This is a genomic window from Rhizobium sp. BK529 (assembly GCF_014194105.1).
In the GTDB taxonomy this organism is placed as follows: Bacteria; Pseudomonadota; Alphaproteobacteria; order Rhizobiales; family Rhizobiaceae; genus Rhizobium.
Genome location: NZ_JACIAU010000003.1, coordinates 147933 through 160593, shown reverse-complemented (window position 1 = coordinate 160593; position 12661 = coordinate 147933). Strand labels below are relative to the sequence as shown.

10 protein-coding genes are annotated in these 12661 nt (G+C 59.2%); 4 read left to right on the top strand and 6 right to left on the bottom strand.

Going from position 1 to position 12661, the window contains the following annotated elements; translation table 11 throughout:
• Positions 1-5: 5 nt before the first annotated feature.
• Positions 6-1145 (top strand): CapA family protein, encoded by a 1140-nt coding sequence (locus tag FHX08_RS20695; RefSeq protein ID WP_132656385.1) that lies wholly within the window; start codon positions 6-8, stop codon positions 1143-1145.
• A 306-nt stretch (positions 1146-1451) separates the two neighbouring features.
• Here FHX08_RS20695 and FHX08_RS20690 read toward each other — a convergent pair whose 3' ends face one another.
• The 3 genes from FHX08_RS20690 to FHX08_RS20680 are packed head-to-tail and all read right to left on the bottom strand — an operon-like array spanning position 1452 to position 3481.
• On the bottom strand, positions 1452-2168 hold the full coding sequence (locus FHX08_RS20690; protein ID WP_132656383.1) for a Bax inhibitor-1/YccA family protein: 717 nt from the start codon (positions 2166-2168) through the stop codon (positions 1452-1454).
• A 19-nt stretch (positions 2169-2187) separates the two neighbouring features.
• Positions 2188-2955 carry an anti-sigma factor gene (locus FHX08_RS20685; RefSeq protein ID WP_132656381.1) on the bottom strand — a complete coding sequence of 256 codons (768 nt, stop codon included), beginning with the start codon at positions 2953-2955 and terminating at the stop codon, positions 2188-2190.
• The gene (locus tag FHX08_RS20680) at positions 2942-3481 is read right to left on the bottom strand and encodes a sigma-70 family RNA polymerase sigma factor (RefSeq protein WP_132656379.1); all 540 of its coding nucleotides are present in this window, start codon (positions 3479-3481) and stop codon (positions 2942-2944) included. The genes FHX08_RS20685 and FHX08_RS20680 overlap by 14 nt, the downstream gene beginning before the upstream one ends.
• A 123-nt stretch (positions 3482-3604) precedes the next feature.
• On the opposite strand from FHX08_RS20680, the gene FHX08_RS20675 reads away from it, so the two are divergent.
• Positions 3605-4300 carry a dimethylsulfonioproprionate lyase family protein gene (locus FHX08_RS20675; RefSeq protein ID WP_132656377.1) on the top strand — a complete coding sequence of 232 codons (696 nt, stop codon included), beginning with the start codon at positions 3605-3607 and terminating at the stop codon, positions 4298-4300.
• 324 nt (positions 4301-4624) lie between these two features.
• Positions 4625-7933 carry a Ti-type conjugative transfer relaxase TraA gene (gene traA / locus FHX08_RS20670; protein ID WP_132656375.1) on the top strand — a complete coding sequence of 1103 codons (3309 nt, stop codon included), beginning with the start codon at positions 4625-4627 and terminating at the stop codon, positions 7931-7933.
• Between the two features lie 16 nt (positions 7934-7949).
• Here the strand turns inward: traA and FHX08_RS20665 are convergent, their stop codons facing one another.
• A complete protein-coding gene (locus FHX08_RS20665) occupies positions 7950-8840 on the bottom strand; it encodes a LysR family transcriptional regulator (RefSeq protein WP_132656373.1) in 891 nt (296 codons plus the stop codon).
• 478 nt (positions 8841-9318) lie between these two features.
• On the opposite strand from FHX08_RS20665, the gene FHX08_RS20660 reads away from it, so the two are divergent.
• Positions 9319-9609 carry a hypothetical protein gene (locus tag FHX08_RS20660; protein WP_132656369.1) on the top strand — a complete coding sequence of 97 codons (291 nt, stop codon included), beginning with the start codon at positions 9319-9321 and terminating at the stop codon, positions 9607-9609.
• 61 nt (positions 9610-9670) lie between these two features.
• Here FHX08_RS20660 and cueR read toward each other — a convergent pair whose 3' ends face one another.
• Positions 9671-10063, bottom strand: a complete 393-nt coding sequence (gene cueR, locus FHX08_RS20655) for a Cu(I)-responsive transcriptional regulator (RefSeq protein ID WP_132656367.1) — start codon at positions 10061-10063, stop codon at positions 9671-9673.
• Positions 10064-10075: 12 nt separating this feature from the next.
• Entirely contained in the window at positions 10076-12607 is a 2532-nt protein-coding gene (locus FHX08_RS20650) for a heavy metal translocating P-type ATPase (protein ID WP_132656365.1), read from the bottom strand.
• Positions 12608-12661 lie beyond the last annotated feature (54 nt).

Below are 12661 nucleotides of genomic sequence, written 5' to 3'. Positions count from 1 at the left end.
GGAGCATGTCGCTCACCGTCGCCGTCACCGGCCAAATCCTCATCCACGGCCCGCTCGATATTTCCGGTGAAGGACAGCGGCAGGTCATGGATTTCTTGGCGGCGGACGTCGCCTTTGCAAATCTCGAGGCGACGGTTACGACGGAGGGTGCGTGGCCGACCAAGACCAAGACGCTGCATCTGGCCTCGCCAGAGGCGCTCGTCTCCGTGCGCAAGCTCGGCTTCCACGCGCTCACCCACGCTAACAATCATGCCTTCGATCTTGGGCCGCCGGGCATTGCGTCCACCAGGGCCGCGGCCGAAAGGGCAGGGCTGAAGCTTACTGGCAGCGGGATGAGTATCGAGGAGGCGGCGAGGCCTGCCGTCCTTGGGAATATGAATAATACCCTGGCGATCTTCTCGGTCGATCTCGGCCCGCAGCCTGATATTACTTATGCCTCTTCCGATCGCGCCGGAACAGCGCCACTGCGGATGAAGCGGACGGTAAGTGTGCCGCCTGACGAGTTCGCAATGCTGCAGCGGTTGACCGGCGCTCTCGGCGACGACAAGCGCTCTATCGCGCGAACCGCCGTCGGCTACGATATAGCAGAGGAGACCACCCTCCAGGTTTTCGGCACGCCGGTCGTTCCCGGCGACGCGATCGGTGTTTCCTTCTTGGCGGACGAAAGGGATTGGGGTCGGCTTATGGCTGGCATTGGCGCTGCGAAAGCAGCGGGCCATTTGGTGGCGATAGCGGTTCACACGCATCACTGGGATGCGAATTGGTCGGAGACACCTGAATGGATGCTCGATCTCTGCCGCGATCTGATAGATGATGGGGCAGACATCATCCTTGGAACCGGTTCGCCGGTCATGCAGCCGATATTTTTCCACCGGGGCAAGGCGATAATCCCTGGTCTTGGCAATTTCGTCTTCCACACGAACCGCGCGTCCACCTACGACGAGAAGGGTGTCGACGTGTGGAGAAGTGCCGCCTTGCGGTTGACGCTTGGCTACGACGGTGTTTGCACAGGCCTCGACATCCTGCCGGTTGCGGTCGGGCGACCATCGGCAGGGATCTCACCTGCACCAGTTCCCCTCACGGAGAATGACGCAGAAGCAGTTCGTGTGCGGGCTCTGTCTCGAACTCACAGCGACACCCAATAAGCGAGCATCGATCGGCCGCGTGGGGTCAGACTGCCGAGCACCTATGAATACGAGATCGATGCCGAGTTTCCATCGCCGGATGCTGAAGCGAGAAACCAGTGCCGGATTTTGCGACCGCTTCGAGGACCGCCACTCTTGGATAATTGGCAACGGCAGAAGCTTAACGGCGCACCACAGTCGGTGACCAACGAAAACGGCCGGGCATCTAACCCGGCCGTTCTTTAGGGTGAGCACCCGATCCGCCATCCTGTCACAGATTTCGAACCGGGCGCTCTTGCGCTTCCATTGCCCCCAGAAGCGCGGTCCTTATTCCCGCTCGCCCGTGAAGTTGAGCAGAAGCTGGAAGATGTTGACGAAGTTCAGGTAGAGCGACAGAGCGCCGAAGACGGCGAGCTTCTGATTCGATTCCTGATCGTAGTTTTCCGAATACTGTTCCTTGATGTTCTGCGTGTCGTAGGCAGTCAGGCCAACGAAGACCACGATACCGATGACCGAGATCGCAAACTGCAGGGCGCTCGAACCCAGGAAGATGTTGACGATACCGGCGATGATGATGCCGAACAGGCCCATCATCAGGAAGGAACCCATCTTCGAGAGGTCACGCTTGGTCGTGTAGCCGTAGAGGCTGATCGCACCGAACATGGCGGCGGTGATGAAGAAGGTCTGTGCGATGCTCGTCTTGGTGAAGACCAGGAAGACGGAAGCAAGCGACAGGCCCATCACGGCGCAGAAAGCCCAGAAGGTCATCTGTGCGATGCTCGACGACATCGACTGGATGCGGAACGAGAAGAAGAAGACGAAGGCGAGCGGCGCCAGCATCACCACCCACTTGAGCGGCGTCTGGAAGATCGGCACGTAGAGCGCCGGCGTCGAGCCGACGATGAAGGCGACGATGCCGGTGATCACGAGGCCGAGCGCCATGTAATTGTAGACGCGCAGCATGTGCTGGCGCAGACCTTCGTCGAAAAGGACCTGTGTCTGGGCGCCGGAGCCGTAACCATAACGGGGATTGATCGGGTTCATACTGATCTCCTCGGTTGAACTAGTAGAGCGACTGGGCAAGCCGTTCGGCTGCCTGATCGAGATTGGTGCCGCTGTTATCGGCGATCAGCGCGTAAGCGACGTCGCCGATCTGCCAGTAGGCGGCTTCTGTTTTTTCAAGAGCGATATGGCTGACCGGTTTCACCTCGAAAGCGCCCGGGCGCACCGCAAAGAGCGACAGGCGTTTGCCGTCGGTCTCCTCGATTGCCATTTCGACACTCGGTCCAAATTCCGACGGGAAGATCTGCACATCGGCAACCTTCCAGTCATTGGGCAATTCCGGCATTACGATTGCGGTCGCAGCACGGATATCCTCGGCGCTATAGACCTGGGTTTTCTGCGACGGAATGGTTTCGCGAAGGGCTGCCGTACGATAGGCGCGCACTGCATCCTCGACATAGGCAGGGGCCGGAACCGAGGCGGCGACTTCCGTTGCCGTAAAGGCACCGAAGGAATTATGGGCCACCCAGCCTGCGGCCAGTAGAACGCCGACTGCGGCGATGCGCTGCATCGAATGCAGGATACGACCGTAGGACAGGCCGCGTTCCAGCCTGCGGGCGGCATCGCGCGTCTCAGGACGACCGAAGGCGCTTGCGCCTGCCAGAGCCAGGCGCAATTCGCCCTTCATGCTGAGATCGGCCATGACCTTTGCGGCGGTCGCCGGATTCTCGGAAAGATAGGATTCTACCTGAATGCGCCGCGCGACATCGAGCTCGCCGTCCACATAGGCGTCGAGATCGGCATCGATGATCGGATCAATCGCTTTCATTGCCGTTCCCTCCAATTAATCTCAGATGCGCGATGCGCGGCGTCTTTTCCTCGAACTCGCGCAACTGGGCGCGGGCGCGGGAAATGCGCGACATCAGCGTTCCGACGGGAATGCCGAGCGCATTGGCGGCTTCCTGGTAGGACAGGTCTTCGATCGCCACGAGATGCAGCGCCTCACGCTGTTCCTCCGGCAGGCTGAAGAAGGCGTTGCGCACCTGCTGCAGGCGCACCGCATGTTCCTGTCCGGCCGGCAGCGCCTGTTCCGCATCGACTGCCGCCTCGTCATGGCGGCGCGTCAGCGAACGGTTTTGGCGAACGCGGTCGATATGCGCATTGTGCAGGATGGAAAGCAGCCAAGTGCGCAGGTTTCCGCTGCTGCGGAAGCTCTTGCGCTTCTCGAAGGCCCGGACCAGCGCGTCGTGCACCAGATCCTCCGCCTCGTCCGAATTGCGCACCAGGGAGCGCGCATAGCGGCGAAGCGCTGCGAGCTGACCGATGACATCGAAGGGGCGTTCTTTCCGTTCCATGATTGAGTATACGAATGCATTTGAGATTTTATTCCGCAGCGATGCAGATTTTTTTCGCATCGATCGGAAACCTTGCCGAAACCGGACCAGGCACTGTAGGGAAGGGGCCGCACGGAGAAGGTAATGAGCAGGACCACCAAACGAGAAGCAGATCTCCTCATCACCGACGAGAAAGAACCGGTAAAACGCAGGCTTCGCGAGCGGGGCGCCGCGGAGCGTCCGGCAGAGCTCGAAAACTTCTTGAACTCGCTGGCCCGCGCGATGCTGGACCCGTCGGCCTCGACGATGGCGAGTTTTGTTGCAGGCAAGGTTTTCCAAAAACTTGAACGCACGGGGACGCTGAATCAGAGGCAGCTCCAGGACACCGGAATCCCTTCGGGCCTTGAGTCTACTCTCAAGAATGCAATCGCGACTGGAAAGGTTTGCGCGGAGATAGCGCACTGCGTTCGGCGGCTAGCTCACTCGCTTGTGTGGATCCGAGGCAGAAGCGGGCCATTTGCCAGCCTGAACTTCGAGACAGCTCATGCCCATAGCGTAATCGTCGGGCCCGGCGGACTTGAAGACCGGACGGATATTCGCATTGGCCTCACCTACATGGAGCCTTACAGCCGTTTCCCCGATCATGTTCAGCGATTTTCTCGGGCGTTCCTGTTGCTCTCTCCGTGCGAACTGTCGATTGCCGGAGAGAGTTGGTTTTCGAGCGGAACAGGCGGCGTCTTCGCTGCCGAAGCGGGACAGTCCTTTGCCATGCGTTGCACCGCGACTTCACTACTTACGGTCTGGTGTCACGTCGAAGAGATCGGGAAATCGAGAAGATAGTCCTCGCAAGCCCCGCAATTCGCGGAGGCGAGCGGCTTGATGCTCGCCGGTGTGAGGATCGCTTGCTCGCGCCTGTCGGCCAGTTGGCGATGCTATAACTGGTCCGGCTCGGCGGTGCTAAAGTGTTTCTCCGATTGCATCGATTAGGCACGCATTAGCCACCGGTCTACTAACACAAATGCGAGTTGGCGCAGTCAATGCCTCTGCGCATGATCCGGGTCGTCTTAACGGGCGGCGCATCCGGCTATAAGAACCCCCTTCCTAAGCTGCCGTAGTGCTTCCGCCTTCGACGAAACCACGTTTCGCCTGCAAGGAGCTTACGCTGTGGCATCGCATTTCTCGGTTAGAATCGTGGCACGAGGTTCGGGCCGGAGCGCAGTGCAACTTGCCGCCTACAGCCATTGTGCGCGGATGAAAATTGAGCGAGAAGCGCAGACTGTCGACTATTCCCGCAAGAGGGGTCTTCTCCATGAGGAACTGGCTATCCCCTCTGATGCGCCTGAATGGCTGCGGTCGATGACCGCCGCACGGTCGGTCTCGGGTGCGTCCGAAGCCCTCTGGAACAAGGTTGAAACTACTTCAAAGCGTTTAAATGCTCAGCTCGCCAAGGAGATCATATTGGGTTTGCCAATCGAGCTGTCATCGAAGCAGAACATCGCGTTGATGCGCGACTTTGTGGAGGTTTACGTCACATCCAAGGGCATGGTGGCCGATTGGGTGTATCATAACGCGCCCGGCAATCCACATGTGCATCTGATGATCACAGTTCGCCCGCTGACTGAAACTGGCTTTGGTCCAAGTATCGTTCCGCTGCTGGGAGATCAAGGCCGCCCGATCCGCACTGGTGCGGGCAAAATCGTCTACAAGCGCTGGTTAGGTAGTATCGAGGAGTTTAATACGCTCCGCGACGGTTGGTTTGCCGAACTAAATCGCCACTTAGCTCTTGCCGGTCACGATATAAGGGTTGATGGCCGCTCCTACGAAAAGCAGGGGATCGAGTTGGTGCCAACCGTCCATCTCGGCGTTCGCACTAAAGCGATTGAGCGAAAAGCCGCCAGATCAGGTCAGCCCGTCTCGCTTGATCGGCTCGAGTTGCAAGAAGAACGGCGCACTGAGAACGCGACGCGTATCTCGCGCAATCCCAACCTGGTGCTCGACCTGATCACGCGGGAAAAAAGCGTCTTCGACGAACGCGATGTGGCTAGAGTCTTGCATCGGTATATCGACGGGGAAGAGCGATTCCGGATCCTGATGGCACGGATCCTGAAGAGTCCACGCGCTGTCAGGCTCGAAGGCGAGCGCATCGATCTTGCGACCGGTCAACGCTCGCCAGCACGATATACCACGCGCGAAATGATCCTCTTGGAATCCGAAATGGCAAAACGAGCAAACTGGCTATCACAGCGTTCGTCGCATGGCATCAAGGGCAACGTCCTGCAGGCAATGTTTTTGCGGCACGCGCTGCTGTCCGATGAGCAGAAGGCAGCCCTCGAACATGTTACTGGCGACGGGCGGATGGTCGCAGTCGTCGGACGTGCCGGTGCCGGCAAGACCACGATGATGAACGCTGCCCGCGAGGCCTGGGAGTCGGCGGGTTACCGTGTCATTGGCGGTGCACTTGCCGGCAAGGCAGCGGAGGGCCTGGAGAAGGAGGCCGGCATCGCCTCGCGCACACTCTCATCCTGGGAACTGCGTTGGAGCCAAGGCCGCGATCATATCGATGGTAAGACTGTCTTTGTGCTCGACGAGGCCGGCATGGTGTCGTCAAGGCAGATGGCGTATTTTGTTGAGGCAGTAACCAGAACCGGTGCCAAGCTCGTCCTCGTCGGCGATCCGGAACAACTGCAGCCGATCGAGGCCGGTGCCGCCTTTCGGGCGATTGCCGATCGCATCGGCTATGCCGAACTCGATACGATCTACCGCCAGGAAGCCGAGTGGATGCGCGAGGCGTCGCTTGAACTTGCCCGCGGCAATATCGATAGGGCAATTGATGCCTATCGCGCCAACGATAGGATAATGGGTTCGGAGTTGAAGGCGCAAGCCGTCGCCGCTCTGATATCGGATTGGTCGCGAGACTACGATCCGAACAAGACATCACTCATCCTGGCGCATCTGCGCCGCGACGTGCGCGCCCTGAACGAGAAGGCACGCGCCATGTTAATCGAGCGCAACATCGTCGCCGATGGCTTCACCTTCGAGACGGCAGACGGCAAACGAAATTTCGCCCGCGGAGACCAAATCGTCTTTCTGAAGAACGATAGTGCGCTCGGCGTCAAGAATGGCCTGCTCGGCAGGGTGATCGATGCTTCGTCTAATCGTATCGTAGCCGAGGTTGGTACGGGCGCCGATCTCCGGCAGGTCGTCGTGGAGCAGCGTTTCTATCACCATGTCGATCACGGTTATGCAACGACGATTCACAAGAGCCAAGGCGCCACCGTCGATCAGGTCAAGCTGCTCGCCTCGCTCTCCTTGGAGCGGCACCTGACATATGTGGCGATGACGCGGCATCGCGAAGATCTTGCCATCTATTACGGCCGCCGGTCGTTCGAAAAGGCAGGAGGGCTCGCGGCCACGCTGTCACGAAGGAACGCCAAGGAGACGACTCTCGACTACGGAGGCGAACGCTTTTATCGGGAGGCTCTGCTTTATGCCGAACGCCGCGGTATGCACATCGTTCGGGTTGCACGATCGATCCTTCAAGATCGGCTCGATTGGGTAGTCATGCAAAAAGGGATGCTTTTCCGTCTCGCTACCCGTCTGGCCGCCGTCGGCAAAAGGCTCGGTTTCGCGAGGATCGGCTCGACGGCGGACCTTGTGAGTGGAGGCAAGACAGCGAAGCCGATGGTATCCGGTATCACGACCTTCCCTCAGTCGATGGCACAGGCCATAGAGGTCCGGCTCGGCGCGGATCCAAGCCTAAAGAAAGGGTGGGAGGATCTCTCGCTTCGGTTTCGTCTTGTCTATGCTCACCCAGAGGCCGCATTCAAAGCGGTCAACGTCGACGCGATGATCAACGATGCAAAGGTGGCTGAGGATACAATTTCGAAGATCGCGAACACGCCGGAATTATATGGCGCTCTCAAAGGAAAGACAGGCTTCTTGGCCGGAAAGAGCGACACGCGCGAGCGGGAAATTGCGTCCGTAAATGTTCCAGCCCTGGCTCGCTCTCTGGAGCGTTTCTTGAAGATGCGAGTTCAGATCGCCCGCAGGGCTGAAATAGAAGAAGTGACTCGACGCGAGAAATTATCGGTAGAAATCCCAGATCTGTCACAGGGCGCCAAAGCTGTTCTCGAGCGTGTTCGCGAAGCGATCAATCGAAACGATCGCTCGGCTGGCCTGGAACTTGTGCTCGCCGACGCAAAGGTAAAGGCCGAGCTCGAAGGATTTGCGCGCGCCGTTTCTCAACGGTTCGGGGAGCGCGCTTTTCTAGGAATAACGGCAAAGGACGCTACGGGAGAAGCGTTCAGTGTTCTTACCGCCGGCATGACCTCCGCGCAAAGGCTTGAGATCGAGGCCGCCTGGACCTCGATGCGGACTGTCCAGCAAATTTCTGCGTTTGAGCGTTCTGTCATAGCACTTAAGCAAGCGGAGATAATGCAAACAACGAAGACTCAGGGACTAGCCCTGAAATAGCATATATGATCAAAATTTATCGTCCCGGCCGCGCCAATGACCGCGCAATATCGATGATGTCGTCACGGCCGGCAGTCGGGTCTTCCCGGTTCCAGGCGACACCGAGCCCTATCTTGAAATCGATCCCCCTCACCTTCTTCAGCTCAAAGCCGCGGTTCGGCAGATCCTGCGTCCATTCCGGCACGAAGCCGATGCCAAGACCGGCCGAGACCAGCGACACCAGCGAGAAGGTGTCGTCACAGGTGTAAGCGACATTGTCGGTCAGATCGTGCTCCTCGAACTTTTCGGCAAAATAGCGCTCGCTGTAGGAGAGGTTCTGACGGGAAAACGAGATGATCTTTTCGGAGCGCAGATCCTCAAGATCGATCTCGCTCTTCAATGACAGCGGGCTCTCTTTGGCCACGGCCAGCAGGTAGCGCTCATGGGCGATCGAGAAGAAACGCAACGAGCCGATATTCTCCACCGGCCGGATGAAGCCGAGGTTGATGCGGCCTGCCTCGATATGGCGGATGATGTCATCGGTGGTGCCGCTTTCGATATGCATGCGGATATCGGGATATTTGCGGCCGATGCGCGACAGGAAGGATGGCAGCACGCCGATGGTAGCGGGATAGACGGTACCAATGGCAATCCTCCTCGCCGTCTTGCCGGCAACTGACCGGGCAATCTCCCTCGACAGGTCGATCTCACTCAGGATCCGCACTGACCGCTCGTAGAACGCCGCCCCTGCCCGCGTCAGCTCCACCCGCCGGGTCGAGCGGATGAAGAGCTGTACGCCGAGTTCCTTCTCCAATGCCATGACCTGGTTCGACAGAGCCGGCTGGGCGATATGCACCTTGGCTGCGGCTCTGCCGAAATGCAGCTCCTCGGCCACCGCAACGAAGTAGGATAGCTGGCGTAGTTCCATAGATTGCCCCTGACGCGTGCATTGATTGCAACCGCGCCTCGCAAAAGATAAGTTGGAGGCTCATAGCACGGAAGACTTTTGTTTTCAATACTCAACTTTCGGAAAAAGAAAGTTTTTATGATCAAGCCTCCTCAGTGTCGCGCTGCAAGAGCGCTACTTAACTGGACCCAGAATGATCTTGCCGAGCGCACAGCCATCAGCTCGGTCTCTATTCGAGCCTTCGAAAAAGGCGGCGAGATGCGGGAAAGCAATCTCCGGCTTATCAAGTTAACGTTCGAGTCTGCGGGAATCATTTTTCAAGGGGAGGGAGAGATGGTTCCAGGTGGCATGGGTGTAAGGTTGAAGACGAATTCGGAAGCAAAATGAGACGCTTTCCTAGATTGCACCGCTGAGCAATTGTCGACATATCACGGTCTGCTGTTGTTTGTGACAGTTACATGACAGAGTATGCCCCGCTAATGTGTGGGGAACATAGAAAATGAAAGAGAAGAAGCGGGTCTACGAGGCTCTCGTGGACGGCGCCATGGAAGGACTTGTGGGTGATGCGCTTTATGATTTCGTCCGCAAGCGTTGTCCGAAGGCGTCCAGCAAGAAGATCGTTCGCGCTTCGCTGCTGGCGTTGACCGATCCCCACCTGAGAGACCGCAATATTCTCGATGTCATCTATGCGCTAGCGATCAAGCATCGACTTGACGGAGCCATGGTCGAGGACGAACAGAACGAGGAGGCCGAAGATGAGAAGCCTTCCGAGGCCGCCAGCCAGGGCTAGCCGCCATTTTGCGGATATATAGCGACAGGATGCCCCGCGCTTTCAAGAGGAGGCCGCACCGTCAGCCTGCGCTGTCCGAAAGTTCTTCGAGGATCGGGCAGTCGGGACGATCATTGCCGTGGCAGGCATGAACGAGATGTTCGAGCGTATGCCGCAACTCCGTCAGTTCGCGGATCTTGCGATCGATTTCCGAGAGCTTCGCCTCGGCGATTCCCTTGACGTCGGCGCTCGCCCGGCTCTTGTCTTCGTAGAGCGCCAGAAGCTGGCGACACTCCTCCACCGAAAAGCCAAGGCCGCGCGAGCGCTGCAGGAAGCGTAGCTTGTGCACATCGGAGGCCGCGTAATCGCGGTAGCCGTTTCCGCCCCGATCGGGGCGGATGAGGCCGATATCCTCGTAATAACGGATAGTCTTTGAAGGCAGGCCGGACCGTTCTGAAGCTTCGCCGATATTCATCACCTGGTTCCTTTAGAGTTTTTCCACCCTGAGCCTCAGCGCATTGCCGATGACCGAAACCGAGGAGAGGCTCATGGCGGCAGCGGCAATCATCGGCGAGAGTAAGAGGCCGAAGATCGGATAGAGCACACCGGCTGCCACGGGAACGCCGAGGGCATTGTAGCCGAAAGCAAAGCCGAGGTTCTCGCGGATGTTGCGCATCGTCGCCTCAGCCAGCCGCCTTGCGCGCACGATTCCGTTAAGATCACCCTTCACCAATGTAATGCCGGCGCTTTCCATCGCAACATCGGCACCCGTGCCCATGGCGATGCCGACATCGGCTGCCGCGAGTGCCGGCGCATCATTGACCCCGTCACCCGCCATGGCAATGACGGCGCCCTTTGCGCGAAGTTCATCGACAAGCGATTTCTTCTCTTCGGGCAGGACGTCGGCACGGACTTCATCGATGCCGAGACTTTTTGCCACCGCGCGCGCCGTGCGTTCGTTATCGCCGGTCGCCATGATGATCTTCAGTCCGCTGTCATGCAGCGCCTTGATGGCCGCTGCCGTCGTCGGCTTGATGCGGTCGGCAACGGCGAGGAGACCGGCGAGCCCGCCATCGAGCACGACGAACATGACGGTCTTGCCTTCCCCGCGCAGCGCCTCGGTCTTTTCGGATAGCGGCGAGGGATCGATGCCGAGTTCGGCGAGCATCGCGGCATTGCCGAGCGCGACGGACATACCACCGACCCTGCCCAACACGCCCTTACCGGTCTTTGCCTCGAAGCCAGTGACATCGTTGAAAGTGAGGCCGTGTTCTTCCGCACCCGAGACGATTGCCTCTGCCAGAGGGTGTTCGGAGCCACGCTCGAGGCTTGCGGCAAGCGCCAGCAGATCCGCCTCGTCAACACCCGATGATACAGCCACATCCGTCAGCTTGGGTTTGCCTTCAGTCAGCGTGCCGGTCTTGTCGACAATCAACGTGTCGACCTTGGAAAAACGCTCCAGCGCTTCGGCATCCTTGATCAGGACACCTTCCTGTGCGCCACGCCCCGTGGCGATCATGATCGACATCGGTGTCGCGAGGCCGAGCGCGCAGGGGCAGGCGATGATCAGCACGGCGACAGCGGCAAGCAGTGCATTGGCAAGCCGCGGCTCCGGCCCGACGAAGGACCAGATGAGGAAGGCGGCAATGGCGGCTGCGACAACGGCCGGTACGAAGACCGCCGAGACGCGATCGACGGCACCCTGGATCGGCGCGCGCGAACGCTGCGCCTTTGCTACCATGTCGACGATACGTGAGAGCGTTGTCTCGGCGCCGACCTTTTCGGCGGTCATGACCAGCGCACCATTCTTGTTCATCGTGCCGCCGGTCAGTGCGTCGCCCTTGACCTTCTCGACCGGCAAAGGTTCACCCGTGATCATCGATTCGTCTATCGTGGATTGCCCCTCGATGACTGAGCCGTCAACGGGCACACGTTCGCCGGGGCGCACGCGCAAGCGGTCGCCGGCCTCAACGTCATCGATAGGTACGTCGTTCTCGCTGCCGTCGGCATTAATGCGGCGTGCGGTTTTCGGCGCAAGATCGAGTAGTGCGCGGATCGCTGAGCCAGTGCGCTCGCGCGCCTTCAATTCCAGCACTTGCCCCACGAAGACGAGCGCCACGATAACGGCCGCCGCCTCGAAATAAACAGGGACGGAGCCGCCATGGCCGCGGAAACTGTGCGGGAAGAGAGCGGGCGCCAGGGTCGCCACGACACTATAGAGATACGCCGTGCCGACGCCGAGACCGATCAGCGTCCACATGTTTGGGCTGCGGTTGACGAGCGATGCCCAAGCCCGGCGGAAGAAGGGAAGGGCTGCCCAGAGGACCACCGGCGTTGCGAGCAGCAATTCGACATAACTCGCCACGGGTTCGCCAAGCGCCTCGCGCGGGAAGGCAAGTCCGATCATCGGTCCCATGGTGAGGACGAGGAGCGGGACGGCCAGGATGGCGCTGATCCACAGGCGGCGCGTGAAATCGACGAGCTCCGGGTTCGGACCTTCATCCTCGGGTGGGATGCCCATCGGCTCCAGCGCCATGCCGCATTTCGGGCAGTCGCCGGGGTGGTCGCTGATGACCTCGGGATGCATGGGGCAGGTATAGAGCGTGCCTTTCGGCATGGCTGCTGCTGCATGCTTCTTTCCATGAAGATAGGTCTCGGGGTTGGCTTCAAACTTCGCCTTGCAACCAGCTGAGCAGAAGTAGAACTTCTCGCCGTCGTGTTTCAGGAAATGTTTGGCGCTGGCGCGCTCGACATTCATGCCGCAGACCGGGTCCTTGGCAGTCAGGTAATCCTGCGGTGCCGCCTCGAATTTCTTCCGGCAGCCATCGCTGCAGAAATGATAGCTGCGACCTTCATAGTCGATAGCAGGCTTGCCGGCATCGGGATCGACCACCATGCCGCAGACGGGATCGCGCGCGACCATATCTGGGTGTTTTTCATCGTGGCTGCATCCGCATTGTCCGCCGTCTGCGCGGTGGTGGTGGCCGTGGCCGTGATGATGGTCGTGCTTGTTATCCATAATACTGTGCCTTTCATGCCTTTCTGGCATCCGGACAGCTTTATGAACCTTCCA

Bases quoted from the DNA above. Each gene is read 5' to 3' on its own strand.
- FHX08_RS20695 (WP_132656385.1), top strand. From the start codon at position 6: ATGTCGCTCACCGTCGCCGTCACCGGCCAAATCCTCATCCACGGCCCG.
- FHX08_RS20690 (WP_132656383.1), bottom strand. From the start codon at position 2,168: ATGAACCCGATCAATCCCCGTTATGGTTACGGCTCCGGCGCCCAGACA.
- FHX08_RS20685 (WP_132656381.1), bottom strand. From the start codon at position 2,955: ATGAAAGCGATTGATCCGATCATCGATGCCGATCTCGACGCCTATGTG.
- FHX08_RS20680 (WP_132656379.1), bottom strand. From the start codon at position 3,481: ATGGAACGGAAAGAACGCCCCTTCGATGTCATCGGTCAGCTCGCAGCG.
- FHX08_RS20675 (WP_132656377.1), top strand. From the start codon at position 3,605: ATGAGCAGGACCACCAAACGAGAAGCAGATCTCCTCATCACCGACGAG.
- FHX08_RS20665 (WP_132656373.1), bottom strand. From the start codon at position 8,840: ATGGAACTACGCCAGCTATCCTACTTCGTTGCGGTGGCCGAGGAGCTG.
- FHX08_RS20660 (WP_132656369.1), top strand. From the start codon at position 9,319: ATGAAAGAGAAGAAGCGGGTCTACGAGGCTCTCGTGGACGGCGCCATG.
- cueR (WP_132656367.1), bottom strand. From the start codon at position 10,063: ATGAATATCGGCGAAGCTTCAGAACGGTCCGGCCTGCCTTCAAAGACT.
- FHX08_RS20650 (WP_132656365.1), bottom strand. From the start codon at position 12,607: ATGGATAACAAGCACGACCATCATCACGGCCACGGCCACCACCACCGC.